The sequence below is a fragment of the Streptomyces sp. NPDC002889 genome, from assembly GCF_042888425.1.
Lineage (GTDB): Bacteria > Actinomycetota > Actinomycetes > Streptomycetales > Streptomycetaceae > Streptomyces.
Genome location: NZ_JBIAPT010000014.1, coordinates 137,268 through 161,694, shown reverse-complemented (window position 1 = coordinate 161,694; position 24,427 = coordinate 137,268). Strand labels below are relative to the sequence as shown.

Sequence of the window (24,427 nt, the reverse complement as noted above, 5' to 3'; positions counted from 1 at the left end):
CTGGGTCTAGGCGTTGAGTGCCCTCCTGATGCCCTCTTCGAGGGTCACCTTGGGCTGGTAGAAGTCGAGCATCCGGCTGGGGTCGCACACACGGTGGTGTACGCCCTGCGGCGCGGACGCGAGGTGCTTGACGAGTGGGCTGTAACCGGCGGCCTGTGTGACGTATCCGGCGAGCTGGTCGAAGCTGGTGGCCCTGCCCCATCCGAGGTTGACCGGGCCGGGCACGTCCTGGTCGACGGCCGCGAGGGTCGCGCCGACGAGGTCGTCGATGTGGATCCAATCGCGCGTTGAGCGTCCGTCGCCCCAGACTTCGAACGGGTCCTGCCGCTCGCGCGCCCTGCGGATGAAAGCCGGGAACGGGTACGCCTGGTCCTGGTCGCTGCCGTAACCGGAGAACGGCCGCAGGACCGTCATCTGCGTGCCCTCGGCTGCCGCGTACTGGCACAGCTGCTCACCGGTGAGCTTGGCCAGTCCGTAGGTCGCATCCGGTCGGCCGGGCTGCGCGTAGTCGATGTCCGTCTCCACCAGGCGGTGAATCTCGCCGGGCTGTTGAAGGGCGACCGGGTAGGCCGCGGAGCTGCTGAAGTACACGGCCTTCGGCGTCCCTGTGCGGGCGAGCCAGCGCATGTACCAGCTGTCGAGGGCGAGGTTGGTGGCGACGCCGAGCGGTGAGCCGTCGATGCTGGCCCGGCCTCCGACGATCGCCGCGCAGTGAATGGCGAGGTCGTAGGGGGCGCTGTCGAACCGGAACAGATCCAGGGCATCGCGTCCGTCGACGAGGTCGACCGCGGTGACGTCATCGCCTCGGGCCTCGAGCGCTGCGTGCAGGTGGCGCCCGACGAAGCCGGCCGAGCCGGTGAGGAGGACGCGCATCATGCCGCCTTCACGGCACGGAACACGCCCCATGGCAGGTCGTGGTCGAGCCGCTTGAGACCGACGCGCTTACAGATCTCATCCTGCTGCTCACGGGACCAGGTAGTGACCCCGATCCAAGACCCGGCCTCGGTCGGCTCGTCCGACAGCGGCCAGTCGAGGACGAGGAGACCGTTGGCGCGCACTGCTGCCCGCAGGCCAGTGACGATCTGCTCGCACGCCTCGTAGCTGTGGTGGATCAGGACGGCGAGGGATACGACGGCGTCGACCTTCTTGCCCAGCTTGTCGGCGAGGTCGGCTCCGTTGGAGTAGACGGAGGGAATGGAGTTCGACTTCTCCCGGAACCTGCGCAGCATGTTCTCGGAACCGTCAGCAGCAGTCACTTTGTACCCGAGGCGGGCGAGCGGAACGGTGACACGACCGTCTCCGCAGCCGAAGTCGACAACTCGACAACCCTTGGGCAGCACGGTGGCGAGCAGCTCAGCCTGCGCCTCACCGGAAGCCCGGTACGCCTCCTCCGACACGCTGCGCGTCGGGTGGATGGCTGCCGGGTCTGCCTCGTTCCACGCGGCGATGACGTCGTCGGCGCTCATGCGACCTCCTCGATCAGGGCCCGGAGTTTGGCGAGGTCGGTCTGGAGTCCGCCGTTGTCGCGGTAGTCGAAATAGGCAGTCGCATCGGCGGTGGACTGTTCCGAGCTGTTGCACTCCTGGTAGCCGGCGTCCATGGGCGCCTTGCCGTTCGCGGGGTGCATGTGCTCGAGGATCACGTCGTCGAGGTAGGTGATGCGGCCCATGCCGCGGCCCCAGTCCATCCAGCACAGGTCCAAGCAGAGATGGACGAGCGCTGGCGGCGCCATGTAGCCGAGGGTGGTGACGATATCCGACGTCATCGCCACTGCGGTGGCCATGAGTTCGCCCTGCAGCAGGTCGTTGCCGTAGACGATGCCGGGCCCGCCAGAGAGGCAGATCCGGAAGCGCTCGTCCCAGCCTGCCGTCCGGGGCCGGTGGTCGTCGCCCATGAAGGCGAGGAACCGGTAGCGGTGCGCCATGTCGCGGGCGACCTCGTTGAGCGTGCCGCAGAGGCGGAGCCGCGGGCCGACGGACCAGTCGACTCGGTAGTTGCCAGCCTCCTCGAGACGCTCCATGTGCTCGCGGTAGCCCGCCAGCATCGGGTCATCGTCGTCGACGGCGAACAGCAGGTCGGCGGTTGCGCCGGTCTGCCTCCAGCAGTCGAGGATCGCGGGCACGCTGTCGGGCCGGCCACGTGTGGGCACGATCATCAGCAGGTCGTCGGCCATGGCGCGGACCTCCTCAGAAGGTGAACCAGTTGGTGCCGTTGCTGTAGACCCGCAGCGAGCCGTAGGCGGTGTTGATGACCTTGTTGGCGGCGCCGTCGATGGTTCCGCTGGCCGGGGTGACCGTGATGGTCTTCGTTCCGTCACAGCTACCGGACTCGTCCTTGATCAGGAACTCCTGACCGGTCGCGGTCGAGACGGACGGCAGGGTGACGACCCGGGCCGCCGTGATCGACGTGTAGCAGATCCGGGAGTCGGTCGCGACGACGGTGCGGTTGGCGTCGGCTACCGCGGTTCTGCCGCGCGCGATGCCGGACGGGAACTCGATCGCACCGGCTGTTCTGCCCACGAGCAGGCTGCGCCCGTTGACGACGTCTCGCAGCTGCCAGTTGGAGGTGGAGTCGTTGCGCAGGCCGGCGGTCCAGGAGGTGGTGCTGGCCGTGGCCCAGGAGATCGAGGCGAACTGGCCGGTCGTGCCGCGGTTGACGCGCTGCTCGACCGTGCCGGTGCCCGGTCCGATGTCGAGCGCTACCTGCGGGTTGGTGACGCCGCCGATGCCGACGAATCCGTTGCTGCGCTTGACGAAGATCGGGCTGTCGACCGCAGCGCCCAGGTCGGTGTAGCGCACGAGGCGCCAGTCGCTACCGACGTTGCTGCCAGACTCCGTGGTGGAGTCCGCACGGGCCGCCCACCGGATGTTCTGGAGGTCCGGCGTGAGGTTGCTGGACAGCCCCCCGCCGAACTGGATGTCCCTGTTGAGGCCGGTCGACCCGTTGATCCTCAGCGTGCCGTCGTTGACGTTGACGTTGGACTGGAAGAACCCGACCTCGGTGGTGTCGTAACCCCACGGAATGCTGAACCGGGTGTTCTTGTCGCTGAGATCGGCGTTGGAGACCTCGATGCTGAAGTGCCGGTGCTCGTTGTTGTTGAACGTGTTGTCCGGGGTGAACGTGTGCGACCCGCTGCCCTGGCTGGTCAGGTTCACCAGCGACGTCAGCGCCGCGTCGGTGTACACCTCGATGGTGTCGTTGTCGATGCGCTTCGCGTAATAGTCCGTTGCGAGCGACAGGCCGCCGGGCAGCGTGCCCGTGGTCGTCCACTGGCCCTTCCATCCGGGCGTAGACGGCAGCCCGTGAGCGGTCGCCGTGACCCTGTCCGTACCGGTGCTCACCGCAGCCGCCGCGACCGTGAACGGGTTGTACCAGTGCAGGTAGCGGTGAGCCTGAAGCCACACCTGCGACGTGGTGGTGGAGATGTCGTCGTCGAAGAACGCGATGGCGTTCTTGGCCGAGTTGCCGCCCTTGCCTGCCGGGCGGGCGAAGTGAAGGCGGACCGCCTCGGCTGTACCGAAGGCGTCGGTCTCCGCGGTCGAGGTGAGCTCGAGGCGGGACTGCCACGTGCCGGGCGTACCGCCGGCCGTGCAGCGGTGCCAGACGTTGACGCTGTCGAGGACGACATCGTCGGTGGCCCACGTGCCCGTGGTCGGGGCGCCAGGCGTGGACTTCAGCCCGCAGAACCTCAGGTTGGCGAGCGTGTTCTTCTTGCCGACCGCGGCGACACCGGTTCCGGCGTCGATGTCGTGGACGTTGTCGAACGGCGACGTGCCGAACTGGGCTCGGCCGATCAGGTGCGGGCCGGCTGGCTCCCATCGCATCACATTGGACTGTGTGCCGGTGAAGTCTGCCTCGGACCAGGCGGAGACGGTGACGTCCATGCCGCCGACTTCGAGGTCCAGGCCGCCGCCGGTTACGCGGAACCGGTAGGCGCCTTCGCCGTCTGCGCGGGTGACGGTCAGGTTGGCGCCCGTGACGTTGACGTCTCCGGTGAACGTGGCCCCGGACTTGTCGGCCTTGAGCGCGAGGGCGGTGTTCAGTTCTGCTTCGGTGATCTCGCCGGGCGGGCCTTCGGGACCCTGCGGCCCGGTGTCGCCCTGCGGGCCTTCGGGCCCGGTTGGCCCTTGCGGTCCCGTTGCGCCTGTTGCTCCGGCCGACCCTGTCGCGCCTGCCGGTCCGGCCGGCCCTTCGGGTCCGACGAGCGAGGCGAGCCACTCGGAGACGGTGCCGGTGAACCCTTCATCAACGGCGATCTCGTAGGCGCTGTCACCGGCCGGGCCGGGACCAGGTCCGCCGCCGGGTGCCGGCGCTGGGACGAGGTCGTCCAGGTAAACGGTCTCCCCGTCGGCCCCGTGGATGTCTGTCCAGAAGACCAGGCGCTGACCACCGGTGGGCTGTACGTCGACTTGCCACCGCCAGCCGTCCGGCGCGATGCCCGCGGCATTGTTGGGGATGAGCTCGATGCTGAACGCGCCTGCGGTGATGTCGACTTTCCCGCCGCCGGGATAGACCGCATGCCGGTCGGAGTCGATCAGCTCAGCCGACGGGGTGAGCACGACCCGGCCGGTGAAGGGGGTGCCGACTGCCGCGGCGGGCAGCGTGCCCACCAGGGTCACAGTCGGGGTGCCGACAGGGAAGGCCATGACACCTCCCGGGTCTGTAAGTCCCGCCGCCAGGCGGGGGGATCGTTGGCGGCGGGACGATCAGGCGGCGCGTGCGGCGTTGGGCCGTCGCTGCGGCATGCGCTTGAAGTTGGCGGCCAGCTGCTCGATCTCGGGCAGGGCGTACATGGTCTTGTACTCGTGGCCTTGGCCGGCGTACTGCCGCGGGTCGCCCTGGAAGCGGCGGATCTTGCCGCGCCGTGCCCATTGGCGGATGGTCGGCCCGGGGACTCCGGTGGCGGCGACGGCTTCGTGCTCGAAGACGAGATCGTGGGTGTAGAGCTCCGTCGGGTCCATCACGCCCCCTGGAAACGACGAAAGCCCCCGGCGACTGCTGGGGGCTTCGAGGATGGCGACACACGTGTGGACCGCCGATGGCAGTGTGACATACAGGTGATCTCAGCGTCCAGCAAGCGTTAGAACGGGCCTTCTTCGGCCGTTCTAGGACTGCGCGGACGTGGTGGACGCCAGACTGCGTCCATGGCTCTTGTCGTCACGGTGCAGGCGGACAGTCGCGAGGAGTGCGTGCGGCATCTGCAGCGCGCCTGCGCCTTGCTGGGCCTGGAGCCGGTGATGCGCCCGGTGCGGTCGACAGGCACGGACAGGTGGATGGCGAGGGCAACGCCAACGGCCCCGGCCGCAGAGGGCCAGGGCCGCGGGGCGTAGCGGGTCAGAGGTTCGTCGTCGAGCGGCCCCACAGCTTCGCCTGGTTGTTGACGGTCTTGCTGGTCTGCTGAACGGGCCCGGAGTAGTGGTGGTGATGCTCAGTCGGGGCCGCGGCTGCCGCGCGCTTGACCAGGCGGCTGATCGCGAGGACGAGCGCGGCGGGGGCGCTGAAGACGATGGCGCAGACGACCGGGTCGGCATACCCGGAGGCGAGCATGACGAGCGAGCCGGTGCCGCCGACGGCCACGGTCAGGACACTTCCGGCGAGCATGAGCGCGCTGACGTCGGTCGCCTTCTGGCTCATGGGCGGCCGGCCGGGCTGGGCGACGGGCGGCGCGGTACCAACGTTGGGAACGGGGCTGTCGTCTCGGAAGCTGGTGGCGAAGTCGGCGATGATCTGCCGCGCCTTCGCTTCGGCCTCTGCGTCGGTCATTGCGGGGCGGGCGGGGTTGATCTCGGTGGGCATCGGGTCTCCTGTCGGTGATCGCGCGGGGTGGGTCTTCGCCTGGACAGACCCTGGCCAGGCGCCGCATAGGTGCAGGTCGCGGGCGTGGACGTGGGTGGACGGGCGAGTCCGGTGGGCCCCTGACCCTGGACATGGGCGTCCAGGGTCAGTGCCTTACCGTCTATGGTCAAACCAGGTCAAACTAGGACCGGGTCCGGGGTGTGTCCACGGTCAAAGCGGGTCCTATCGGGCAGCGTGCAGCTCATCGAGGCGATAGCCCATCGAGCGAGACCCGTCAGCCGTCACCACCTTCCCCGCCTCCACGGCCAGGCCCTCGGCCGTCATCGCGGCGGCGAGCAGCTTGCCGACGCGCGCCCCGTACTGACCGTCGTTCTCGTCCTTGGCGCGCTGGTACTGCGGGTCGATGTCTGCGAGGTAGGCGAAGAGTTCGGCCCGGGTGACCACACCGCGCCCAGTCCCGGTCGCGGCCTTGATGATGTGGTCGAGAAGGGTAGGCGCGCCCTCCGCCTGGACGGCGGTCCCCTTCCCCGTCGGTCCGCCGGCGACCATCGAGACGCCGGTCTCGGCTGCGAGCTGGTCCTCGATCGGGTCGGCGCATTCCCTCGGCAGCCGGCCTATGGCGCGCCGGAGTTCGGCGCCGACCCGGGCTGCCTTGCGGAGGTCGCCGTTCTCGACGTCGACGAACAGGCTGCGTGCTTCGATGAATCCGGTGTCGGGGGTGGTCAGCCATCCGCGCCCACGAGTCGACTTACTGTTCTCGATCTTGCTGGAGTCGTAGCCGTCGCCCGCGACACCGTCGCCGAGAATCGTGTTGGAGGCCGTCGCGGACTCGACGCGCATCGCCCACCGGCCGGCACAGTTGCCGCGCAGCCGGGACGGCACGACGTCGACCTTCGGAGACTGGGTGGCGAGCACCAGGACGATACCGACCGCGGCGCCGACGGCGGCGATCTGAGCCAGGAGCTCGACGATCTCCTCCGCGTACTGGCCGTTGAGGCCGCCCTTGACCGTGTAGGTGGCGAGCTCGTCGACGATGACGAGCTCGATGCCGCCCAGCTGCTCGAGCAGCTCCTCGGTCGCCTTGGACACGCCGAGGTCGACGAGGATCTCGGTCCGCCGCTCCAGCTCGGCGGCGAGCACCTTCAGGAACTGCAGGAGCCGCTCGGGATTGCGGCGGACGAATGTATCGAGGGACTCGGCGATGCCGACGTACTCGCCGGTTCCCTTGCCGTCGAAGAGACGGACCCGGATCCGCGGGTCGAGCATGGCGCCGACGAGGATGTTGGCGATGGCCATGCCCTTGCCGGAGCGGGTGGTGCCGCCGACGAGCAGGCTGTAGTCGGAGATGGTCGCCAGGACGATGGAGCCTCGCTTGTCGAAGCCGAGCGGCAGGCCGCTGCGCCAGGCGTTGACCTTGTCGGTGGTGCCGATGAGTGGGTTGGCGACGGCGCGGCCGAACGGGTCGGTCATGCTCACCCAGAGGCTGAGCTGGTCCTCGCGGCCTTCGTGGCGGATGTCCATCTGGTGCCGCGGGATGCCCAGGGCGGAGGCGAGCGACCCGGATTTCTTCTGTACCTCGGCGACGGTCACGCCGCCGGTCACCTCGACGTGGACGAGCCAGGCGCGGCCGTCCTGGATGACCGGGGAGCGGAAGACGACGGCCTGCTCCGCGCGGATGATGCCGGCGTCTCGGAAGGCCCGGTCGATCATGTCGTCGGTCATGCGGTCGCCGTCGCCGATCTTGGCGTCGCGGTCGTTGTACAGCTCGCCCGCGTCAGTGCGGCGGCCGATGAGCGCGAAGGCGAGGAGCGCCGAGCCGGTGGCAAGGAGACCGCCGGGACCGCCGATCAGGTACATGCCGGTACCTTCGGCGGCGGCGATCGGCGTGAGAGCAGCGGCGGCACGGACGGCCCGCTTGACGCGGGCGCCCTTCTGCGCCGACTTGTACTTGGACATCGCGGACACCGACGAGCCGAACGCCTTCTCCATCTCGCTACGGCGCTTGTCCTTCTCCTTGCCGGGGATGAGCCGCCGGTCGTGCGCCCACTTGGCTGTCTTGTAGTCGCGCTGCGCCTGCTGCACCTCATGGCGGGCCGCGGTGACTTGCACACCTTCGGTGCCCTGGATCCACAGGAAGGTGCGGCGGAGGCCGCGGAACGTCTGGGCGCCGTGCCCGTGCTCGGTGGCCTGACGGCGCACCCACCGGCGGAAGGCGCGGACGCTGTTGAGGCGGCCGGCGGCAGTGCGGTCCTTCCATCCGTCGCCGGTGCGCGTCCACGCGGGAACGAGGGGCGTGTCGCCCATGTGGTCGGGCTGGTTGACGGGCGCCGCGCCAGGTGCCTTGCCCGGCTCGCCGAGGTAGCCGGCGACGAGCCGCTCCCACTCCGGGTCGGGAGCGCTGCTGGGGGTGGTCTCGATACTCACAGCTGCTCCTCGGTCTTGACGTGGTTGCGGAGACGGACCGCGTACTCGTTCGCGCCGCCGCCGATGACCTCGCGCACGTTGCGGGCGGAGAGACGGTCGGTGCCACCGAGTGCTTCAGCGAGGGTGCGGACCTTCTGGATGTCGGCCGGGTCGAGGGGCTTCTCGGGGGCCTTCGGCGCGGTGCGGCCGGATGCCCGGTTCCCTTTACGCCCAAGGGCTGTAGCCGTCTTGGTGCCGCCCTGCGGGGCCGCGCCTGACCCTCCCCCCGTGCCACCCTTCGGGCTGCCGCCAGAGGAGCCGCCTGCCGCGCCACCGTCGCCGCGGTCAGGGCCGAACATCTCCTGGAGCAGGAGGTCGACAGCTATTGACTCGGGCGTGCGGCCGGCGTTGGAGAGGACCGACTCGATCCCGGCGCGGGCCGCCTCACGGGCTGCCAGGGTTCCGGCAGTCACGCTGAGCGGGAGAAGGTGGAGGTTGTGCCACGCCTGCTCCCAGGCCGTGTTCCGGTCGATCGCCCCGGTCGGGTGCGCGACGATGATCCGCTCGTACTCGGCGAACTCTTCGGGGAACAGCTTCCGCCGCTTCGCGTCCTCTGCGGCGTGCGTGCGGGCGAGCTCCTCCTCCGCCTTGGCCTTGGCCTTGGCGACGACCTTGTCGGCGGCCCGCTGCTGCAGGTTCCGCGGGTCGGAGGCGGCCATGGTCTCGAGGAACTGGTCGACCTCCGCGAGGATCGGGCCGATGATCGACGTGGCGCAGAGGGCGACACCGGCGACGATGCCGTACTCGGCGACGCCGTGGGTGAAGTTGATGTAGCCGGCGACCGACGCGAGCCCGGCGGTGAGGATCCAGAACGGCCAGCGGGGCAGGCCCTTGCGGTGCGCCCACTGCGTACCGCGGACACCGACCCAGGCCAGGATCTCCAGGAAGAACGGCACCGGCAGCATCAGCCACGCGTAACCGGCGTCCTGCTCGCCCTTCTTGTGCAGGCCCAGGAAGTACGACAGTTGCGCCGGGAGGGCGGCCAGCAGCCCGAGGACCATGACGACCCTGACGAGCGCCTTGAACCCGGTGCCGTTGTCGGCGGCCTGCTCGCGGCGCTGCTGCTTCCGCTGTCGCTTGTCGTCGACGGCGTCTTCCTTGACGGTCTTCAACTGCTTGACGAGCTTGGCCTGCTTGACCCGCTCAGCAAGCTGGTCAGTTTCGGTCCTGGCGGCGACGGCTCCGAGGGACTCCGCGGCAGCCGCAGCCTCGGCGCTGATCCTGGCCGCCTCGGCTCGGGTCTTCTCGGCCGCGGCCTCGCGCTCCTCCCAGGAGCGGTACGTGCTGCTCACGGTGATTGTGTCCTTTCGGGTGTCGGTGTGGATCAGGCGTGCTTGGCGGGCTGGACTGCCTTGCGCAGGTGGGGCATGGCTGCGGCGCCGAGGCCGAAGCCGACGAGCAGCGGCTGCGAGGCGATCCAGGTGATGACGGGGGTGACGGTGGCGGCGATCGCACTGCCGAGGCCCGGGAAGAGCAGCAGGAGAGCGACGGCGACGAGGATCCAGATCAACTTCTTCATGGGTGGTCGGCCCTTCGGTGGTCGTGGTTGGTGGTCTGGCCGGTTCTCCTCACCGCCCGTGCGAGACGGGCGGATCGGGCAGCCGGTCAGCGCGGGTAGGGGTGTCCGGCGGGCGGATAGGGCTTGCCCGGGTTGTAGGCGACGCCGTGCAGGACGACCGACTCGAAGGTGCCGGGCTCGAACGTGGCGTTGGGGTCGTTGTCGAACGCCTTGTCGACGGCGTCCAGCAGGCGATCGGTGCGGGCTTCGTCCTTCTTGCGGCGGCTGAACGGCACGGTGCGCTCCCTTCGGTCAGTACAGGTCGACGTCGGTGACGGTCTGGACGCCGGGCAGCTTCCGGATCTCGGCCTGGATCTCGGCCTTGGCGTCGCGCTCGTTGCGGGCGTCGGTCGTGCCGGTGGCCTCGCTGGTCTCGCCGGTGCGGTGGTCGCGGACCTTGGCGCGGAAGAACTTCTTGCCCATGACGGGCTCCTCTCGGTCGGGTGGTGCGCGGGCTGGGGGTCAGGCGGCGGCGAGCTCGGCGAGAAGGCTGGTGCCGTGACGCAAGTCGTGGACCTTGATGGCCTTCTTGGCGCTGCGGATGGCGAGCTGGTCGCCGAGGCCGACGGCGATCTCGTAGCGGGTGGACAGGTCGACGCGCTCCTTCTCGATGGCCTCGTAGGCGTCGAGCTCGGCGTCGGTGATGAGGCGCAGAGACATGGGGGTACTCCGATCGGTGGTCAATCCGGATGAGTGGAATGCCGGCCTGGCGGAGGCCGCGGGGGAACGTCATCCCCGCCAGGCCGGCGGTCAGGGGGTTACGCGGCGCGAGGAAGCGGCGCAGTCACGGAGGTACTTGGCCTGCTCGGCGCCGAGGCGCGCTTCCTCGGCGCGCTTCAGGGCGGCGATGGCTTCGCTATCAGCGGCGGTGAGGGGGTTCGGCTTGCCGGTGGTTACGGTCACGGTGCTCAGGGTTGAGGGCATGGCGGTGTTCCCTTCCGGCGCGAGCCGACTGCCACTTTGTTGGCAGTTCCACTAGAGCACGGGGAGGCCATCGAGTGCAACATTGTTGGCAGTAAAACCCGAGAGTGGTGCGCCTATTCAGTTGGCGGTGAGGCGTGAGACCATTCCGGACATGACAGGTACGCCCGCGAGGCTCGACGAGAAGGAACGGCAGCCTTGGCTGCGTCGGCTTGACCGAGCCACCGCCGCGCACGAGAAGGCGAGGCGACAGCTCGACGAGCTGGTCGCCGATGCCCGCGCGGCTGGCGTACCCCTCACCTCGATCGCGGAGCACACCCCGTACAGCCGCGAGTGGGCCCGGAAGATCGCCGACCAGATCGACCAGGAGCGCGTCAAGCCCTGAACCCGCAGCCGAGGGGGAATCCGTCATGCCTTCGAGCCTGGCCGTCAGCGGCTTACCGCCCAATGAGCCGGCGGTGCAGTGGCAGTGCGGTCCCAGTGCAACAGCAGTGCAGGTGCCCGATACCGCGACCGTGAGGGGCGGATAGTGGACGTCATCTCGTGGACCGGACGTACCGCCTGTGCGCTGCAGGCGGCGATGCGCGCCACGAACGAGGACTTCGCCAACCGGATCGGCGTCGCCGTGCGCACCGTCGCCAGCTGGCACCAGCGGCCGGACACGGTGCCGCGCGCCGAGATCCAGGAAGCCCTCGACACCGTCTACGGAAGGGCTCCCGCCGCAGTGCTCCGAAGGTTCAACCTCCTCACCCGCCCGACCGCTGGCCCGGTTGAGGCGCAAGCCCTGCGCGTCGCCATCGCGGTGGTCGTGCGCCGCGGCGATGTGCTGCTCGTCTGCAGGAGCGACGACGGCCGCATCTCGTGGCAGTTTCCCGCAGGGATCGTGAAGCCCGGCGCCGTGCCGGATGCGGTCGCCGTGTCGGAGACGTTCGCGGAGACGGGCGTCCACTGCTCGGTGCGCATGAGCCTCGGCTCCCGGCTGCATCCCGACTCGGGGGCGCTGTGCGAGTACAGGCTCTGCGACTACCTGACGGGCGAGGCCGCGAACCTGGATATGCGGGAGAACGCCGCGGTCCAGTGGGTGCCGATCTCCGACCTGACGAAGTTCATCCCGCCCAGCCGGATCTATCCGCCCATCGTGGCCGCACTGGAGGACGCATGACCGAGACCGACCAGAAGCCCCCGATCTCCATGGCCATCATCACGAGCGGCGACAAGGTGCTCATGATCAGGCGCAGGCAGCGGGAAGGGAAGCTGTCGTGGGCGTTCCCCGGCGGCGGCATCGAGCAGGGCGAGACACCCGAGCAGGCCGCGGTCCGCGAGACGCTCGAGGAGACGGCGCTCGAGGTCAAAGCCGTCCGAGTGCTGGGCAATCGGATCCACCCGGACACAGGCGCCGACATGACCTACGTCGCCTGCGAGCCGGTCGCCGGTGAAGCGCGGGTCGAGGACGCGGAAGAGCTGGCCGAAGTCGCATGGATCCGGCTCGACGACATCCCGACCTACGTGCCGTGGGGTCTCTACCCCCCGGTCCAGGAGTACCTCGACGGCGCGCTCGCCTGACCCCGGACACAACGAAAGCCCCCGCCACGAAGGCGGGGGCTTTGTCGTTGAGAACGGCATGGATGAGCGTATGCCGCTGGTGACGGTCGACGAGCTGCGGAAGGTCGTGGGCCTGCTGCTGGTCCTCGGCGAGGACGGGGACGACATCGGCACCAAAGCGGGCCGGCTCGCCCACGACCTGGCGCTCAGGCTGCCGTCGGACTAGGTGGGGCGCTGCGCAATGCGCTCATGGACCATCGCCTGCAGCGGCCTCAGTTCGTCCGGGTCGGATTGGACCACCTCGGCGGGAGCCCACACGTCCACGCCGCCCGGGCTGATGCCGACCGTGGCCGGCTTCCCGACGCGGATTTGGGTGGACCATCGCTGCCACATGGGGAGGCGCACATTGACCCACACGACGTTGTCGCGCACCTCAACCGCGGTGATTTTGCCGCGCACCCTCCCGGCCCTGTCAGGCAAGTTGAGCCAGCCGACGATGGGCTCGGGGAACTCGATCAAGAGCGGCTCGGTGGGTTCAGTCATGCGTTCGCCAGCTCGCGCTCGAGGGCAGCGATGCCCCAGCCCACGAGGCGGTCGCAGCCTTCCTGGCCGGCCAGTCGGTGCAGCGCCAAGAAGGTGTGCCAGGCCGCGTCGAGGCGGTCGTCATCCTCGGCGAAGGTGCTCCGCTCGAGGGCCCTTGCCAGAAAGTCGCTGTAGATCAGGAGCCTGCTCGTGGCGGCGTTGAAGTCTCGGGTCGCTGTCTCCCCGCACCTGAGGAGGGTGAGGAGGTCCTCCTCCCCGAATCTGCTGTTGAGGAAGTCGAGGAGGGTGCATCCGAACTTCAGCGTGTAGCTGTCGGGCCTACGGGCGCCAGTCTCTTCGAAGATCACTTCTTTGAGGGCGATCCGGAAGTCGGCGGGGTCCTTGCGGAAGGTCATGCCCGCTTCGTAGGGCATGCACGGCCGTTGACGTGGGTGCCATGCGGTGGGCGCCTTGCGGTTCACCCGCTGGGGTGGTCACGCCGCGGCCCGCCTCTCCGCGAGCGGCAGTGACAGGGCTTCGGTGTGCCCGTACTGCTCGGAGCAGCCGGGGCAGCGGACGCCGGCGGTGTCGAGGGTGATGCGCAGCGTCTGGCCGCACGGGCAGGCGACGGGGATTCGGCGTGGAGGGCGGTCGCCGGTGATGAGCCGCTGCGCCTGGGCGACGGTGGACTGGAGTTCGTGCGCGATCTCCTTCACGGCGGGATGCTCGTCGCAGATCATCGGCAGGTTGACGAGGAGGGTCTTCGTCCCCCAGTCAATGACCGCTTCGACGCTGCGGTACTCGGGGACGGTCCACTGCTCGCGCTCGCACAGGTCGCGGGCCCAGCCACCGACGACGCCTTCGATGCCGCCGCGGGCCCGAAGGTCTACGGCATCAAGGCTGCATGGCAGGGGTGCGGTGCGGGTGGCGGAGCGTCCGTCACCACCGCGGCGACCGGGGTAGAGCGCGGACTCGAGCTGGCGGTACAGGCCGGGCAGGGCTTCGAGGTTGGCGCGCATGCGGTCTTCGCAGCCGCGGTGGACGCGGGGCTGGGACGGCTTGTCGCACACGGCACACGGCCAGGACTCGGGGGTCTCCATCACGCGGCTCCGTTCTTCGTGCGGTGGTAGTACTCGAGCTGCCGCTTTCGATGGCACGTCAGGCAGCGCTTGCCGTTGCCCTTACCGGTGTTGGACTCGTCGTAGGGGTGCCCAGCAGGACAGTGCGTCTTCACGGCATCGCCGCGGCGGACGTTCTCGGCGAAGGTGACCGGCTCAAGGTGCTCAGGGTTCACGCAGGCACGGTTGCGGCAGGTGTGATCGAGCACGAGGCCGTCAGGTATGGGCGCAACGTGGTGTTCGTAGGACAGCCGGTGGGCGAGCTCCTGTCTTCCACTCTCTCCGATGTAGAGCCGGCCGTAGCCCTTGTTGTTGCGGATCCCCGTCCAGATCCAGCAGCCAGACGAGGCGTCCTTCTCGATCCTCTCGGCGATCCTCTCGATCACCGACTTCTTCGGCTTCAGGGCAAGGGGATCGCCATAGTGGCGCCAACGCCACCAGTGCATGGCGCACCAACCCCTGGCATCAACCGGCTTGCTGCAGTCATCGATCTTGCACACGGCGGGCTGGGTCACGTCGGCTCCTTGCTGGGCGGTTCGGGCGTGCGGGGCGGGGCTGTGCGCCTCGCTGGCGTTCTCGGGGTCGGATGAGGATCGGTGCATGCGGGGCGAGTTCGTGGCTTAGGCGGGCGCCTGGGGCCCTTCTCGGGCGCGCTGCGGCCTGAGCCGTCGGCGTCGATGCGTCACGCCGCCACCCCCGCCCGGGTCTTGGTGGCCCGTCTCGCTGCCCGCCGTTCGGCCCGATAGGCCCGCTCGCCGGTGGCACACGGCTCGCAGTCCCACGCGTCCTCCCCGGCGCGCACGTGCTGCATGAACCCGGCGTGGTCGCCGTGACGGCGGGGCCGGCCATCGAGGAGGCCGGCTTGGCAGGCGAGCAGCACGGCGTTCGGCATGGACGTGGCGCCGAGCTTCTTGAACATCCTGGAAGCGATCTGCTTCACGGTTCGGCCGGTGACGCCCCAGTCGGCGGCTATCCGGTCGTAGATCTCGCCTTGTGCCGACCGTCGGAGAACGTGCAACTCGCGGTCGGTCAGGTCTGGGCCTGGCACTGGCTGGCTCCTTCCGGGTACTGGTCGATCGGGATGCGGACGGTCACGGTGTTCTTCATCCACCGCGGGATGCGGACCCGGGCTGGGGGTGGGGCGGTGTCGCACGGCTCCACCTCCCAGCCCGGCAGGAACAGCGGCGGCTGCACGGCGGTCACCGCGGGCCGCCGTTCAGGGCGCGGGCCACGGCGAGGGCCCACGGGTTGATCTCGCCTTCGTCGTCGCCGTCAGCGAGGTCGTCCAGCAGCTCGGCGAGGGCTTCCGCAGCAGCCGGGCGGATCTTGACCCACTCGGTGTGCGCCGCGACGGCAGGGGAGGACGGGCGCAGCTTCTCGGCGGCGGCGCTGAGTTCATCAGCGGGCGTGGTCATCGGCTGACGGCTCATGCGGTCACCTCCAGCGCGGCCACCCGGTCGGCGATGCGCTGCAGCTTCGCGGCGAACACCGGCTCGGCATCGGCGTCGACGATGCTGACGAGCGCCACCGCAGCGGTGACGATCACGTCGCACAGTTCGGCGGCGACATCGTCCGGGCTGTGGGTGGTGCCCTTGCGCGGGTTCTGGCCGACGGCGCCGATCCACGCCTGCGCGACCTCGCCCGCTTCCTCGGTGAGTTTCAGCAGGCGCAGGGTGATCTCCTGCCGGTCGCGGCCGTTCTCGCGGTCAAGCCAGCCGACGAGGCCGGTGATCGTCTTCCACTGGTCGGGGTTCAACATCAGGCTGTCTCCTTCGTGGTTGGGTGGGTGGGTCCCCGCCGGCTGCCCCGGCGGGGACACGCGGGTCACGGGGCAGGGGTCAGGCCGACGCCGGGGCACGGCTCGCCCGTGGAGAAGCCGGCCTGGTCCACGCCGTGGTGGCGGCCCACACGCCCGTTGGCCTTCACGCGATACCGGAACCCGCACTTGGCGCACGGCTGCGCGGTGCCGACGACGGAGCGGGCCTTGATCTCGTAGGCGATGCGCTCGATCTCCTCGCGAAGAAGCCCCTCTTCGGCATCGCTGCGTGCGTCGTTGGGGGCGTACTCACGGGGTGCCCACTCGACGAGCGAGACGAGGATCATGCCTGCGGCATGGCGGGCGGCGGCGCGCTTGATCTCTTTGGCGCGCTCGGGGGTGATGAGCAGGTCGGGCATGCGGTTCTCCTTCGGTGGGCCCCGGGCGGGGCGCGGGTGGGTGCGTCAGGCGGCGGGGGTCAGACGGGACGACACGGCGGGGGCGGTGGCTGCGCGCGCTGCAAGGAGTCGGATGGCGGCCTCGGCCTGCTGCGGTACGACCCCGTTGCCGAGCGCCTTCAGCTGCTGGGTGCGGGTCAGGCCGGGGACGTCAGTGACGTGGCCGGCGGGAAGGCCCATCAGCCACTCGACAAAGGCGGGGCTCAGGCGATTGCGATCGTCAGTTGCCCAGGGGGCACGTCGTCCGGTGACGGCTTCCCATCGGGCGACGGCGGGGGCGAACTTGCCCCAATCAGTTCCGACACCGAGTGCAGGGTCGGCCTGATCGCCGCGCCCGCCGACGGGCTGCGATTGCTCGGCCAGTTCGCCACAGCCGGAGTCGGCAGCAGGTTCACGACGACCTCGTTCAACGGCCTGGCGTTCCTGTCCATCAGGTTCGACTCCCCCGACTTCCAGTCCCGCGCCGCCGGTGTCGGCAGCAGGGACACCGCAGTCCGTAGGTCCGGGCCGCCCGTCCCGTGCGCCCCGGCCCCGTTCGTGTCCGAGGTCCGTGGCGTCGGCAGCAGCGCAATCGCTGTCGCGAGGTTCGGGCCGCCCTGCCGGTTCGGCGGAGCCTCCACTGCGGAGCAGCCGCCCTTGGTCTGCGGTCGGGGCGTCGGCAGCAGTGGCGACGATGAAGAGTCGGTTCCGCTGGTGGGGAGCGCCGACCTCCGACGCGCGTACAAGGCACCACTCAACATCGAACCCGAGGCCGGCAAGGTCGGCGAGGACGATGTCGAATCCGAGTCGAAGGTGACCCGCGACGTTCTCAAAGATCGCGACTCGGGGTCGTAGAACCCCAAGGGCACGGGCAATGTCGGGCCAGATGTGCCGCTCATCTTCGGTTCCTTTCCGGAGTCCGGCGTTGCTGAAGGGCTGGCATGGGTAGCCGCCGAGGGTGATGTCCGGGCGTCCGAACGTGTCGAGCACTTGGTGCCAGTCAGTGCTGGTGAGGTCGCCGATGTTGGGCACGCCGGGCATGCGGTGGGCGATGATCCGGCAGGCGCCGGGGTCGATGTCCGACACCCATGCGGTGCTGCCCCCGAACACCGCTTCTGCGGCCATGTCCAGGCCGCCGTATCCGGTGCACAGCGAGCCGATCCGCGGGCCGTTCACGGTGCCTCCTTCGGGTCGGGGTGGGTGGGTTCGAGGTGGGGGCCGGCAGGGGCAGTCATGCGGCGCTGGCCAGGTGCTTCGGGCGCCTATAGCTGGGGCTGATGTGCGGGATGTCGTTCGGGTCGTCGATGTCGTCCCAAGCCACCGCGGTCACCCAGCCGTTGCGCAGGGCCACGGTCTTGGCGCAGGCCGAAGGTCCGGGACGCATGCAGCGCTGGCGGTAGTACACGTCGACCTTCTGGGCGACTTCCTTCGTCACCTGCTGGCGTCGTCCGCGGGCCAAGTTCCGGGCGTGCGTGTCGCTGATGCCGGCCTCGATGCCGCTGCGGGTCACGGGCCAGCCCATGGCAGCAAGCGCCTGAAGCCGCCGGGCCGTGCCGATCGCCGGAACCAGATCGGGTGTCCTCGATACCGGGCGAAGAGCCAGGACGCGGGCGGCGGCCGAGTGCTGTACGCCTTCGACCGTTCCGTTCAGCCACGACCAGAGCGTCCGGCGGGCCACGCCTGCCGTCGTGTAGATCGCGGTCTGACTCCAGCCGGAGGCGATGAGCCGGTTGATGTGGGCCACGACCACGGCACGGTCGACGTAGGCGGCGGCGCCGCGCAGCCGACGCAGGTCGCGGATCTTGCAGTCGCGGCGCCAAGCAGCGCGGCAGAGATCGCAGCGGCAGGGTGCCCAGCGGTTGTGGCGGCGGGGGCCTTGGTAGCGGCTGGCTGCGCCGTGGGCGGGGATTCGATCGGGCATTGGTTCCTCCTTCAGAACAGGTGGTCGGGTTCGGTCGTGCTGGCGGGTTCGGCGGGCGCCGGTGTCCGTGTGCACTGGTGGTCGGCGACGACGATGTGGGTGCAGCGGCCGGCGCGGATGTGTTCGGGGCCGCGGTGGAGAAGCCGGGGCCGCAGCAGCGGGTGGAGGCGGAGGCAGTAGGTGAGGCGGCCTTGGAGGCGGGCCGCGAGTTCCTGCTGCAGATCGAGGGGCCGAGGGTCGGCGCGCACCTGGACGGCGGCGACGTGGCCGACGAGGGCCCGGAGTATCGGCGCCTTGCACCAGGGGCAGAGCTGGGTCCGCGGCCGGTCGCTCATCGGGCTGGAGAAGTCGAGCCACGACGGCGGAGGCTTGCGCTTGGCGGGGGTCATGCGACCACCCGCGCCGGCTCTGCCGCAGTTACACGGTGAGTGACCCTGGAGGGCTTGCGGGTACTTGCGGGTACTGGAAGCCGGTTCCCCGCCCCTATATGAAAAAGCGCGCTAGACGATCTTGTTCTCTCATCTCTCAACGCATTGAGTGCGATTAGGTACCCGCAAGTACCCGCAAGTACCCGCAGCAAGTTGTTGACCTGCATCTTTACAAGATCGAAAGTGCGGGTACTGGCAAGTAGCAAGCGAAGTGAAGTACCCGCAACCGGGTTCCAGTACCCGCAGGAACGGACGAGGGCGATCCGCTTGGGTGATGCGGAGAGGGACACTCCGGGGCTCTGCGGGTACTTCGCGGGTACCTGCGGGTACTTCGCGGGTACCTGCGGGTACTGGCCGATTTCTAGTACCCGCAAGAATCGGTAACCCAGAGTAAGAATCAGCGTGTTGTTCATGCCGCTTCCCCCGGGGACTCAGCCGCGGATTCAGCCGTGCCGTCGGCCGCCACGTAACGGTCCACGCGGTAGTGCCAGACCTTGCGGTGTGCGTCGAAGTCCCCGTGCAGAACAAGGTCGCCGAAGAACCTGCCGCGCCGTGAGCCGAGCATCATCGCCAGTCCACGAGGGGAAGGCAGCGTGCCGTTGGCCCGGGTGATGAACGTGCCTTTCCACGGGTCGTCGCCGAAGCCGAAGCCGGGAATGGTCTGGGCGCTGGCCAGTACGTCGGTCGCCACCTGCGGGGTGCTGCCGAACTTCGAGTACCAGGTGGTGAGGAACGCGGCCCACATGGACGCCTCGTCGTCCTGCGCCTCGATCTCGTCGCGGTTGGACAGGAAGCCCGCCAGCCCGTGGAAGGCGAGGAAGCCGCCCATCGCGCTGGCCCACCGGCGGAAGGAGCGCATGGGCTGGTCTTCGCGCGGGGCGCCGGCGACGATCCACGCCCGGACCATGACGAGCAGGTGGTGCAGCAGGTTGGCGCGGCTGGCCGGGTCCTCCAGCCATTCCCCCAGGTCGGGGATGAGGAAGCCGCCGCGCAGGTCTGGCCGCGGACAGTTGGGGTCCAGGTGCACCAGAACGGTGCGCTGCGCGATGTCGCCGCCGAAGCGGATGTTGTTGCCGGTGACCAGCCACAGCCGGTCGTTGACGAGGCGGGCCTCTTCGCTGCGCCCGAGGATGCGGTCGTCCCACACCGGGTTGGTCAGGAGCTTGGCGAGGGACGGGGCGTCGACGGCGTCGTATTCGCCGACGTTGTCGAACACGACGACGGCGTTGGAGGAGAGCAGGGTGGAGGTGATGGCTTTGCGGAGTTCGTCGTCGTCGCTGACCCAGGGGCGGACGGTTGCGCCGTAGAGGCTGCCGATGATGTCGGCGAGGAGGGTCTTGCCGGAGCCGCGGTCGGCGGCGGAGATCGCGCCGAGCGGAACGACGCCGCCGATGTAGGGCCGCAGGATCGGGGAGATGAGCAGGGCCATGTAGTTGGCGAGTGCTGCTGCGGATGCCCAGGGGAAGTCGCCGAGGACGAAGTTGAGGACGAAGCTGCGGGCCCGTTCCGTGTCGACGACGTCGGGTACGTCGGGGACCCGCGGGATGGTCATCTGCGGTGCGTGGTAGAGGCGGGTGGCGGGGTCGTATCCGGGATCCTGCAGGATGCTTCCGTCGGGGCGCAGCACCGGGGTGCCGACAATGTTGACCAGGGCGGGGACCTTGGGCCATCGGGTTTCGGTGAGGACTGCTTTGCAGGTGGCGACTGCCGGGCTGGCGGGCACTTGGACAGTGCCGCCGTCCTTGGCCTTGGTGCGGTAGACGTCGACGTGCTGGGCGAGGAGGCGCCGCAGGCTGTCGGGTGTGATGGCTTGGATGGTGCGGGTCAGGGTGTGGGGCTGCTCGGCGATGGTGTGGCCGCTGACTTCGACGACCTGGACGAGGTTGCCTGCGCGGACGTAGGTGTCGGGCAGGGCGCCGTCGGCGATCGTGTCGGCGATGCCGGTGATGGCGGCGGGCTCGTTGTTGATGGCGACCGAGGGGCGGATGTCACCTGCGGCCGGATCGTCGTCGGTTTCCCGCGGGGTGGGCAGGGGCGGCGGGTCGGCGATCAGCGCGCGCAGGCCTTCGGCGTCGTCGCGGGGCAGCCGGGCGGCCAGGCTCTGACGCGTGGCTTCAACGTCCGCTTCGGTGAGCTGCCCGATTGCCCAGGCGAGGATGCCCAGGAACTCGGCACGAGCGCTGTCTTTGCTGCGGGTGCGTTCCTGCCCGTCGCGGGACTGCTGCATGGCGGTGGCGAAGGCGTCGAACAGCTGCTCCGCCGCCGTCTTGGCCGGGTACATGCCGGCTGCCGACTCGCGCACGGCGGACGCGGTCGCGAGTACCGCGGCCTCGTGACGCGACTGTCCCTGTGACAGTGCGGTCGTGAACTGGGTGAGGATGCCGCCGAGCAGCTCGGGCCGCGCGCTGCTGGTGTGCCGGTCGATGAAGTTCTTCAGCTGCTCGTCGGTGGCGGCGTCGGCGTTGTCTCCGGCATCCCTCAGCAGGTCTGCCACTTCGGCCGGCAGGACAGGGACGGGGCCGGTGAGCTTCCACTGGTAGTGCGCGCCGTCGGCTTCCTTCTCGTGTGTGGAAGGGGCGACGACGATGATGCCGTTGGCGCCGCGGACATCTCCCCAGCCCTTGCCGAGTCCGCCGGTGCCGTTGCCGAGGGTGCGGCCGTCGGGCACGGCGAAGATGTAGTGACCGCGGCCGGCTGTGTTGCGGCGTGTGGATTGGAACGGGGCTGCGGTGTCCGCGGTTGCCTGCGCGAGCGGTCCGGGGATGCGGTCGGGGTGGTCGACGTCGAAGGCGACTGCGCCGGAGCGGCCCATGTGGAGGGCGAGGCTGTCGCTGGAGCCGGCGAACCAGGCGACGATCTGGTCGGCGTCGCGGCTGGTCTTGGCTGGCCAGCCTTTGCCGAGGACGGATCCTGCGTGCTTGCTGGCGCGGCTGACCGGGAGGACGTACCAGCCCGCGGCGGCGTACTTGAGCGCCGCGGAGATGGTGTCGTCTTCCTCGGTGATCTCGGGGATGGTCAGCTCTGTCACGCCGCGTCCTCGGTGTCGTTGCAGTGGGTCGGGAGGCTGCTGTACTCGTCGATGCGCTGCTCGGGCGGGAGTCGGACGCCCGCGGCCTGGCGCATCAGCTGGTGCCACTGGGAGTGGCAGGGCGGGCACAGGTACGCGGTGGGCCAGCGGTCGGCTTCGCGGCTGCCGAATATGGCGCGGGGCGCCCAGTGGTGGAGCTGGGTTCCGGCGGCGCTGCCGCAGCGTTCGCACTCAGGCGTGTCGTGCTCGTCGCGCAGATCGTGGAAGAGGTAGTGACCAAGGCCTTCGCTCTTCCGGGCGGCGAGGATCTTGCCGCAGGCCAGGCACCACCACCAGCCCTGTTTGCTGCCGTCGCGCCGGATGATGTGGCCGAGGAGCCGGTGCTGGTGGCCGCAGTAGTGGCGGTACCGGCAGACGGAACACCACATGGATCCGTAAGTACGGAACGAGGCACTGCATCGACGGCAGCGGTAGAGCTCGCCGTCCCGGCGACGGTTGGCGTTGATGATGCTCTGGATCGTTGCGTGGTCCATAGTGGGCGGCTCCTTTCTGGTCTTGGGGCTGGTGCGCAGTGCCCGCCCGGGCGTCGAACACCGGGGCGCCGGCCTGGTTACCGGGCGGGCGATAGGGATGGATCAGAACGGGGGCGGGGTGGAGCTGCCGCCCGCCGGGGCGGGCGCTCCCTGCTGTGCCTGCATTTGCGCGAGCAGGGCACGGACCGCCGGGTCGTTCAGGTCCGGATTCGCAGCCGGTGCGGTGATTTCGCCGGTGGTCGGGTTGACACCCGACGGCGCCGCGGCGGGTGCGGTCATCTCGATCTGCGCGGCGGCCACGTACTCGGCACGGAAGATCTTGGGCGCGTTGAACCCGGCCCTCTTCACCTCGCCGTCCTGCGTGTACGTGACGGTCAGGTGGCCGCCGACCTCGAGGCCGCGGGCACCGGAGTTACGGACGGCTTCCTGGACCGCGGTCTTCAGCTGGCCCTTGACGTACAGCCGGCGCTTGCCGGTGTCGTTCTCGACCGACGGGTCGCGCTGCTCGGTCTGGATGGTGACGACGAGCTGCATGGCCGGGTTGCCGTCTTCCCAGAACTTGGGGTTGCCGGTGGTGAAGTCCTTCTGCTGCTCGACGGTGGGCTGTTCGGTGATGCGCCCGGCGAAGCTGGTGCCGATGGTCGGGAACTTGGCGGAGGGGGCGCCGCCGCCACCCATGAGGAAGTCGTTGGCGTTGACCGGAGTGCTCATTGCTGTGTGCTCCTTGGCTGTTATGCGATCAGGGATTCGAAGCCGCTCCGGGTGGGCTGCTTCTGGACGCCCGGGCAGCCGACGGAAAGGTCGGTGGAGCCGGGCTTGAACCACGGGCAGAAGCGGCACTTGGCCTCTTCGCTCGTGGGGATCTGGGACCAGCGCTCGGGGTGCGCCTCGGGGTCGAGGTCGATGAGTTGCTGGCGGATGCGGTCGAGCCGCTCGAGGGCATCAAGCGCGACCTGCCGGTCATACGGCTCGGTCCATACGTGGACGCGGAGTTCGTGGTAGCGGGCGACGAAGACGATGGCGACACGCTGCGGGGTCTCGCCTGCGTTCTCCTGACCGAGCCCGTACAGGTGGGCCTGCTTGCGGTACTGGTCGCCGGGGCCTTTGCGCCGGTAGTTGTCCAGCGTGGAGGTGCCGACGAGTTTCCAGTCGAAGACTGTGCCGGTGCCCCGGTCGTACAGGTCGCTCGAGCCGGCGAGGGTCGAGTCGTCGGTGGCGCCCTCGCGGACGGTCACCCGCTCTTCGATCTTGTAGCGGCCTGCCGTGTTGCGCCCGGTGAAGGCCTCTTCCATCCAGGAGTGGAAGCCGGTGCCGAGGATGGAGGCGATGGGGTCGCCGCCGTCGGTGACGGTCGGCCAGTCGTACATCTTGTAGGTGAGCTTGCGCTCGCACGGGTCGCCGACCTCGGAGGGGCCGATGCGCTTCTGCTGGGAGCGGGGCGCGTTGTTCGCCGCGTCGACGATCAGGTCGGCGACGCGGGAGGCGAGGGCCTGGCCGATGTCGTCGGAGCCGGTGGCAATCACGCTGCTTCACCGCCCTCGACCTCGAGCGCGGGCAGGCCCTGGAGTTCGCGGAGCAGGTACGCGAACTGCTGGCCGGACATGGTCACGAACCAGTCGCCCGGGTGGCCTTTGCCACGGCGCTTGTGCCACACCACGCCGAGCGAGGCGCGATCGTTGTCGCGCTCGACTTCGGCCTCCGTCACCCAGGCGGCGAGTTCCTGGCGTGCGCAGTTCTTGGCTTCGATGACGACGGCGGGGATGCCGGCGATGTCGCCGCGGTCTTGGGTGCCGTTGAGTGCGCGGCGTTCGGCGTGGACGAAGCCCATGGTGCGGAGGTAGTTGACGATCGCGGTTTCGGCCGCGGTGCCTTTCCTTTTGGAGGCGCTCACTGGTCGGTCTCCTTGGCGAGTGCGTGGGTGGCGAGGCGCCGGATCGTCTGGGCGGCGAGCAGGACGATGGCGACGGCGAATGCCAGGGCGAGGCCGACGAGAACGACGAGGCCGGTCGCGGCGAGGAAGTAGAGGATGCGGTCGGCCATCAGGCACCGATCCAGGTGACGAGGCGGGAGCTGCGGGACGAGGTCCGCTTCGACTTGCTGGCCGTCAGCTCCCGGATCAGCCCGTGCTTTGCGGCGGTACTGAACCGCGGCCCCCACTGCTGGTGCTTGTCCGGCTCACCGACGAGTCCCTGCTTCACGAGGTCGGAGGCCTGGAACGGGATGCGGCGGCGGGCCATCTCCTCGATGGCGGCGTCACATTGGTCGGCCCATGCCGGGTCGCTGCTGTCGTCGGCCTCTGCCATGCCGTCGTTCTTGAGGCGCTCGCCGGCGGCTGCATCGAACCGGGCTATGGAGGTACTCGTTCCTTTGGTGCTCACTGCTTCTCCTTGCGGGTCTTGGGTGC

At 69.3% G+C, this 24,427-nt stretch carries 37 protein-coding genes; 5 read left to right on the top strand and 32 right to left on the bottom strand.

Annotated elements, in window-relative coordinates; all coding sequences use genetic code 11:
- Nucleotides 1–6: 6 nt before the first annotated feature.
- Genes ACFYWI_RS22555 through ACFYWI_RS22535 form a run of 5 tightly spaced genes read right to left on the bottom strand, consistent with a single transcriptional unit; the run spans nucleotide 7 to nucleotide 4,961 of the window.
- Entirely contained in the window at nucleotides 7–876 is an 870-nt protein-coding gene (locus tag ACFYWI_RS22555) for an NAD-dependent epimerase/dehydratase family protein (protein WP_389235384.1), read from the bottom strand.
- Nucleotides 873–1,466 (bottom strand): class I SAM-dependent methyltransferase, encoded by a 594-nt coding sequence (locus ACFYWI_RS22550; protein ID WP_389235381.1) that lies wholly within the window; start codon nucleotides 1,464–1,466, stop codon nucleotides 873–875. Before ACFYWI_RS22550 ends, ACFYWI_RS22555 begins: the two co-directional genes overlap by 4 nt.
- The gene (locus ACFYWI_RS22545) at nucleotides 1,463–2,173 is read right to left on the bottom strand and encodes a hypothetical protein (protein ID WP_389235378.1); all 711 of its coding nucleotides are present in this window, start codon (nucleotides 2,171–2,173) and stop codon (nucleotides 1,463–1,465) included. The genes ACFYWI_RS22550 and ACFYWI_RS22545 overlap by 4 nt, the downstream gene beginning before the upstream one ends.
- A gap of 13 nt (nucleotides 2,174–2,186) precedes the next feature.
- Complete coding sequence (locus tag ACFYWI_RS22540; protein WP_389235375.1) at nucleotides 2,187–4,646, bottom strand: collagen-like protein; 2,460 nt, start codon at nucleotides 4,644–4,646, stop codon at nucleotides 2,187–2,189.
- A gap of 60 nt (nucleotides 4,647–4,706) precedes the next feature.
- Nucleotides 4,707–4,961 carry a hypothetical protein gene (locus ACFYWI_RS22535; RefSeq protein WP_389235372.1) on the bottom strand — a complete coding sequence of 85 codons (255 nt, stop codon included), beginning with the start codon at nucleotides 4,959–4,961 and terminating at the stop codon, nucleotides 4,707–4,709.
- Nucleotides 4,962–5,144: 183 nt separating this feature from the next.
- Between ACFYWI_RS22535 and ACFYWI_RS22530 the strand changes: the two genes are divergently transcribed.
- Complete coding sequence (locus ACFYWI_RS22530) at nucleotides 5,145–5,330, top strand: hypothetical protein (RefSeq protein ID WP_389235370.1); 186 nt, start codon at nucleotides 5,145–5,147, stop codon at nucleotides 5,328–5,330.
- A 4-nt stretch (nucleotides 5,331–5,334) separates the two neighbouring features.
- Here ACFYWI_RS22530 and ACFYWI_RS22525 read toward each other — a convergent pair whose 3' ends face one another.
- The 8 genes from ACFYWI_RS22525 to ACFYWI_RS22490 all read right to left on the bottom strand — a co-directional run bounded on the left by ACFYWI_RS22525 (nucleotide 5,335) and on the right by ACFYWI_RS22490 (nucleotide 10,720).
- Entirely contained in the window at nucleotides 5,335–5,796 is a 462-nt protein-coding gene (locus ACFYWI_RS22525; RefSeq protein ID WP_389235367.1) for a hypothetical protein, read from the bottom strand.
- A 222-nt stretch (nucleotides 5,797–6,018) separates the two neighbouring features.
- Nucleotides 6,019–8,220, bottom strand: a complete 2,202-nt coding sequence (locus ACFYWI_RS22520) for an FtsK/SpoIIIE domain-containing protein (RefSeq protein WP_389235364.1) — start codon at nucleotides 8,218–8,220, stop codon at nucleotides 6,019–6,021.
- A complete protein-coding gene (locus ACFYWI_RS22515) occupies nucleotides 8,217–9,551 on the bottom strand; it encodes a hypothetical protein (RefSeq protein WP_389235361.1) in 1,335 nt (444 codons plus the stop codon). Before ACFYWI_RS22515 ends, ACFYWI_RS22520 begins: the two co-directional genes overlap by 4 nt.
- Before the next feature lie 32 nt (nucleotides 9,552–9,583).
- On the bottom strand, nucleotides 9,584–9,778 hold the full coding sequence (locus ACFYWI_RS22510; protein WP_389235358.1) for a hypothetical protein: 195 nt from the start codon (nucleotides 9,776–9,778) through the stop codon (nucleotides 9,584–9,586).
- An 86-nt stretch (nucleotides 9,779–9,864) separates the two neighbouring features.
- Nucleotides 9,865–10,053 (bottom strand): hypothetical protein, encoded by a 189-nt coding sequence (locus ACFYWI_RS22505; protein ID WP_389235355.1) that lies wholly within the window; start codon nucleotides 10,051–10,053, stop codon nucleotides 9,865–9,867.
- Between the two features lie 16 nt (nucleotides 10,054–10,069).
- A complete protein-coding gene (locus tag ACFYWI_RS22500) occupies nucleotides 10,070–10,240 on the bottom strand; it encodes a hypothetical protein (RefSeq protein WP_389235352.1) in 171 nt (56 codons plus the stop codon).
- A 39-nt stretch (nucleotides 10,241–10,279) separates the two neighbouring features.
- Nucleotides 10,280–10,477, bottom strand: a complete 198-nt coding sequence (locus ACFYWI_RS22495) for a hypothetical protein (RefSeq protein WP_389235349.1) — start codon at nucleotides 10,475–10,477, stop codon at nucleotides 10,280–10,282.
- A gap of 90 nt (nucleotides 10,478–10,567) precedes the next feature.
- On the bottom strand, nucleotides 10,568–10,720 hold the full coding sequence (locus ACFYWI_RS22490; RefSeq protein WP_389235346.1) for a hypothetical protein: 153 nt from the start codon (nucleotides 10,718–10,720) through the stop codon (nucleotides 10,568–10,570).
- Nucleotides 10,721–10,892: 172 nt separating this feature from the next.
- On the opposite strand from ACFYWI_RS22490, the gene ACFYWI_RS22485 reads away from it, so the two are divergent.
- From ACFYWI_RS22485 to ACFYWI_RS22470, 4 genes are all read left to right on the top strand, one after another.
- Entirely contained in the window at nucleotides 10,893–11,123 is a 231-nt protein-coding gene (locus ACFYWI_RS22485; protein ID WP_389235343.1) for a hypothetical protein, read from the top strand.
- A 144-nt stretch (nucleotides 11,124–11,267) separates the two neighbouring features.
- Nucleotides 11,268–11,900, top strand: coding sequence for an NUDIX domain-containing protein (locus ACFYWI_RS22480; RefSeq protein WP_389235340.1), 633 nt, complete (start codon nucleotides 11,268–11,270; stop codon nucleotides 11,898–11,900).
- Complete coding sequence (locus ACFYWI_RS22475) at nucleotides 11,897–12,301, top strand: NUDIX hydrolase (protein ID WP_389235337.1); 405 nt, start codon at nucleotides 11,897–11,899, stop codon at nucleotides 12,299–12,301. The genes ACFYWI_RS22480 and ACFYWI_RS22475 overlap by 4 nt, the downstream gene beginning before the upstream one ends.
- A gap of 58 nt (nucleotides 12,302–12,359) precedes the next feature.
- Nucleotides 12,360–12,506 (top strand): hypothetical protein, encoded by a 147-nt coding sequence (locus ACFYWI_RS22470; protein WP_389235334.1) that lies wholly within the window; start codon nucleotides 12,360–12,362, stop codon nucleotides 12,504–12,506.
- On the opposite strand, the gene ACFYWI_RS22465 is transcribed toward ACFYWI_RS22470, so the two are convergent.
- The 19 genes from ACFYWI_RS22465 to ACFYWI_RS22375 all read right to left on the bottom strand — a co-directional run bounded on the left by ACFYWI_RS22465 (nucleotide 12,503) and on the right by ACFYWI_RS22375 (nucleotide 24,401).
- Nucleotides 12,503–12,823: a hypothetical protein gene (locus tag ACFYWI_RS22465; protein WP_389235331.1), complete on the bottom strand. Its 321-nt coding sequence runs from the start codon at nucleotides 12,821–12,823 to the stop codon at nucleotides 12,503–12,505. The genes ACFYWI_RS22470 and ACFYWI_RS22465 overlap by 4 nt on opposite strands.
- A complete protein-coding gene (locus ACFYWI_RS22460) occupies nucleotides 12,820–13,218 on the bottom strand; it encodes a hypothetical protein (RefSeq protein ID WP_389235328.1) in 399 nt (132 codons plus the stop codon). Before ACFYWI_RS22460 ends, ACFYWI_RS22465 begins: the two co-directional genes overlap by 4 nt.
- Before the next feature lie 78 nt (nucleotides 13,219–13,296).
- Nucleotides 13,297–13,902 carry a hypothetical protein gene (locus ACFYWI_RS22455; protein ID WP_389235325.1) on the bottom strand — a complete coding sequence of 202 codons (606 nt, stop codon included), beginning with the start codon at nucleotides 13,900–13,902 and terminating at the stop codon, nucleotides 13,297–13,299.
- Nucleotides 13,902–14,435, bottom strand: a complete 534-nt coding sequence (locus tag ACFYWI_RS22450; RefSeq protein WP_389235322.1) for an HNH endonuclease signature motif containing protein — start codon at nucleotides 14,433–14,435, stop codon at nucleotides 13,902–13,904. The genes ACFYWI_RS22455 and ACFYWI_RS22450 overlap by 1 nt, the downstream gene beginning before the upstream one ends.
- A 167-nt stretch (nucleotides 14,436–14,602) precedes the next feature.
- Nucleotides 14,603–14,968, bottom strand: a complete 366-nt coding sequence (locus tag ACFYWI_RS22445; protein WP_389235319.1) for a helix-turn-helix transcriptional regulator — start codon at nucleotides 14,966–14,968, stop codon at nucleotides 14,603–14,605.
- Nucleotides 14,950–15,123, bottom strand: a complete 174-nt coding sequence (locus ACFYWI_RS22440) for a hypothetical protein (protein ID WP_389235316.1) — start codon at nucleotides 15,121–15,123, stop codon at nucleotides 14,950–14,952. Before ACFYWI_RS22440 ends, ACFYWI_RS22445 begins: the two co-directional genes overlap by 19 nt.
- On the bottom strand, nucleotides 15,120–15,350 hold the full coding sequence (locus ACFYWI_RS22435) for a hypothetical protein (RefSeq protein ID WP_389235313.1): 231 nt from the start codon (nucleotides 15,348–15,350) through the stop codon (nucleotides 15,120–15,122). The genes ACFYWI_RS22440 and ACFYWI_RS22435 overlap by 4 nt, the downstream gene beginning before the upstream one ends.
- On the bottom strand, nucleotides 15,347–15,679 hold the full coding sequence (locus ACFYWI_RS22430) for a MazG-like family protein (protein ID WP_389235310.1): 333 nt from the start codon (nucleotides 15,677–15,679) through the stop codon (nucleotides 15,347–15,349). The genes ACFYWI_RS22435 and ACFYWI_RS22430 overlap by 4 nt, the downstream gene beginning before the upstream one ends.
- A gap of 65 nt (nucleotides 15,680–15,744) precedes the next feature.
- Nucleotides 15,745–16,095: a hypothetical protein gene (locus tag ACFYWI_RS22425; RefSeq protein WP_389235307.1), complete on the bottom strand. Its 351-nt coding sequence runs from the start codon at nucleotides 16,093–16,095 to the stop codon at nucleotides 15,745–15,747.
- Between the two features lie 45 nt (nucleotides 16,096–16,140).
- The gene (locus ACFYWI_RS22420; protein ID WP_389235304.1) at nucleotides 16,141–17,289 is read right to left on the bottom strand and encodes a DNA cytosine methyltransferase; all 1,149 of its coding nucleotides are present in this window, start codon (nucleotides 17,287–17,289) and stop codon (nucleotides 16,141–16,143) included.
- A gap of 55 nt (nucleotides 17,290–17,344) precedes the next feature.
- Nucleotides 17,345–18,034, bottom strand: coding sequence for a hypothetical protein (locus tag ACFYWI_RS22415; protein ID WP_389235301.1), 690 nt, complete (start codon nucleotides 18,032–18,034; stop codon nucleotides 17,345–17,347).
- Nucleotides 18,035–18,045: 11 nt separating this feature from the next.
- Nucleotides 18,046–18,423 carry a hypothetical protein gene (locus ACFYWI_RS22410; RefSeq protein ID WP_389235298.1) on the bottom strand — a complete coding sequence of 126 codons (378 nt, stop codon included), beginning with the start codon at nucleotides 18,421–18,423 and terminating at the stop codon, nucleotides 18,046–18,048.
- Between the two features lie 448 nt (nucleotides 18,424–18,871).
- Complete coding sequence (locus ACFYWI_RS22405) at nucleotides 18,872–21,490, bottom strand: bifunctional DNA primase/polymerase (protein WP_389235295.1); 2,619 nt, start codon at nucleotides 21,488–21,490, stop codon at nucleotides 18,872–18,874.
- Nucleotides 21,487–22,023: a hypothetical protein gene (locus tag ACFYWI_RS22400; RefSeq protein ID WP_389235292.1), complete on the bottom strand. Its 537-nt coding sequence runs from the start codon at nucleotides 22,021–22,023 to the stop codon at nucleotides 21,487–21,489. Before ACFYWI_RS22400 ends, ACFYWI_RS22405 begins: the two co-directional genes overlap by 4 nt.
- A 102-nt stretch (nucleotides 22,024–22,125) precedes the next feature.
- The gene (locus ACFYWI_RS22395; RefSeq protein WP_389235289.1) at nucleotides 22,126–22,734 is read right to left on the bottom strand and encodes a hypothetical protein; all 609 of its coding nucleotides are present in this window, start codon (nucleotides 22,732–22,734) and stop codon (nucleotides 22,126–22,128) included.
- A gap of 20 nt (nucleotides 22,735–22,754) precedes the next feature.
- The gene (locus ACFYWI_RS22390; RefSeq protein ID WP_389235286.1) at nucleotides 22,755–23,546 is read right to left on the bottom strand and encodes a hypothetical protein; all 792 of its coding nucleotides are present in this window, start codon (nucleotides 23,544–23,546) and stop codon (nucleotides 22,755–22,757) included.
- A complete protein-coding gene (locus ACFYWI_RS22385) occupies nucleotides 23,543–23,914 on the bottom strand; it encodes a hypothetical protein (RefSeq protein WP_389235283.1) in 372 nt (123 codons plus the stop codon). The genes ACFYWI_RS22390 and ACFYWI_RS22385 overlap by 4 nt, the downstream gene beginning before the upstream one ends.
- A complete protein-coding gene (locus ACFYWI_RS22380; protein WP_389235280.1) occupies nucleotides 23,911–24,063 on the bottom strand; it encodes a hypothetical protein in 153 nt (50 codons plus the stop codon). The genes ACFYWI_RS22385 and ACFYWI_RS22380 overlap by 4 nt, the downstream gene beginning before the upstream one ends.
- The gene (locus tag ACFYWI_RS22375; protein WP_389235277.1) at nucleotides 24,063–24,401 is read right to left on the bottom strand and encodes a hypothetical protein; all 339 of its coding nucleotides are present in this window, start codon (nucleotides 24,399–24,401) and stop codon (nucleotides 24,063–24,065) included. Before ACFYWI_RS22375 ends, ACFYWI_RS22380 begins: the two co-directional genes overlap by 1 nt.
- Nucleotides 24,402–24,427 lie beyond the last annotated feature (26 nt).

Excerpts from the sequence above, each read along its gene's own strand:
- ACFYWI_RS22525 (WP_389235367.1), bottom strand. The coding sequence starts at position 5,796 with ATGCCCACCGAGATCAACCCCGCCCGCCCCGCAATGACCGACGCAGAG.
- ACFYWI_RS22545 (WP_389235378.1), bottom strand. The coding sequence starts at position 2,173 with ATGGCCGACGACCTGCTGATGATCGTGCCCACACGTGGCCGGCCCGAC.
- ACFYWI_RS22380 (WP_389235280.1), bottom strand. The coding sequence starts at position 24,063 with ATGGCCGACCGCATCCTCTACTTCCTCGCCGCGACCGGCCTCGTCGTT.
- ACFYWI_RS22500 (WP_389235352.1), bottom strand. The coding sequence starts at position 10,240 with ATGGGCAAGAAGTTCTTCCGCGCCAAGGTCCGCGACCACCGCACCGGC.
- ACFYWI_RS22540 (WP_389235375.1), bottom strand. The coding sequence starts at position 4,646 with ATGGCCTTCCCTGTCGGCACCCCGACTGTGACCCTGGTGGGCACGCTG.
- ACFYWI_RS22555 (WP_389235384.1), bottom strand. The coding sequence starts at position 876 with ATGATGCGCGTCCTCCTCACCGGCTCGGCCGGCTTCGTCGGGCGCCAC.
- ACFYWI_RS22430 (WP_389235310.1), bottom strand. The coding sequence starts at position 15,679 with ATGTTGAACCCCGACCAGTGGAAGACGATCACCGGCCTCGTCGGCTGG.
- ACFYWI_RS22460 (WP_389235328.1), bottom strand. The coding sequence starts at position 13,218 with ATGACCTTCCGCAAGGACCCCGCCGACTTCCGGATCGCCCTCAAAGAA.
- ACFYWI_RS22395 (WP_389235289.1), bottom strand. The coding sequence starts at position 22,734 with ATGAGCACTCCGGTCAACGCCAACGACTTCCTCATGGGTGGCGGCGGC.
- ACFYWI_RS22465 (WP_389235331.1), bottom strand. The coding sequence starts at position 12,823 with ATGACTGAACCCACCGAGCCGCTCTTGATCGAGTTCCCCGAGCCCATC.
- ACFYWI_RS22415 (WP_389235301.1), bottom strand. The coding sequence starts at position 18,034 with ATGCCCGATCGAATCCCCGCCCACGGCGCAGCCAGCCGCTACCAAGGC.
- ACFYWI_RS22530 (WP_389235370.1), top strand. The coding sequence starts at position 5,145 with ATGGCTCTTGTCGTCACGGTGCAGGCGGACAGTCGCGAGGAGTGCGTG.
- ACFYWI_RS22435 (WP_389235313.1), bottom strand. The coding sequence starts at position 15,350 with ATGAGCCGTCAGCCGATGACCACGCCCGCTGATGAACTCAGCGCCGCC.
- ACFYWI_RS22550 (WP_389235381.1), bottom strand. The coding sequence starts at position 1,466 with ATGAGCGCCGACGACGTCATCGCCGCGTGGAACGAGGCAGACCCGGCA.
- ACFYWI_RS22485 (WP_389235343.1), top strand. The coding sequence starts at position 10,893 with ATGACAGGTACGCCCGCGAGGCTCGACGAGAAGGAACGGCAGCCTTGG.
- ACFYWI_RS22425 (WP_389235307.1), bottom strand. The coding sequence starts at position 16,095 with ATGCCCGACCTGCTCATCACCCCCGAGCGCGCCAAAGAGATCAAGCGC.
- ACFYWI_RS22510 (WP_389235358.1), bottom strand. The coding sequence starts at position 9,778 with ATGAAGAAGTTGATCTGGATCCTCGTCGCCGTCGCTCTCCTGCTGCTC.
- ACFYWI_RS22455 (WP_389235325.1), bottom strand. The coding sequence starts at position 13,902 with ATGGAGACCCCCGAGTCCTGGCCGTGTGCCGTGTGCGACAAGCCGTCC.
- ACFYWI_RS22410 (WP_389235298.1), bottom strand. The coding sequence starts at position 18,423 with ATGACCCCCGCCAAGCGCAAGCCTCCGCCGTCGTGGCTCGACTTCTCC.
- ACFYWI_RS22535 (WP_389235372.1), bottom strand. The coding sequence starts at position 4,961 with ATGGACCCGACGGAGCTCTACACCCACGATCTCGTCTTCGAGCACGAA.
- ACFYWI_RS22470 (WP_389235334.1), top strand. The coding sequence starts at position 12,360 with ATGGATGAGCGTATGCCGCTGGTGACGGTCGACGAGCTGCGGAAGGTC.
- ACFYWI_RS22400 (WP_389235292.1), bottom strand. The coding sequence starts at position 22,023 with ATGGACCACGCAACGATCCAGAGCATCATCAACGCCAACCGTCGCCGG.
- ACFYWI_RS22495 (WP_389235349.1), bottom strand. The coding sequence starts at position 10,477 with ATGTCTCTGCGCCTCATCACCGACGCCGAGCTCGACGCCTACGAGGCC.
- ACFYWI_RS22475 (WP_389235337.1), top strand. The coding sequence starts at position 11,897 with ATGACCGAGACCGACCAGAAGCCCCCGATCTCCATGGCCATCATCACG.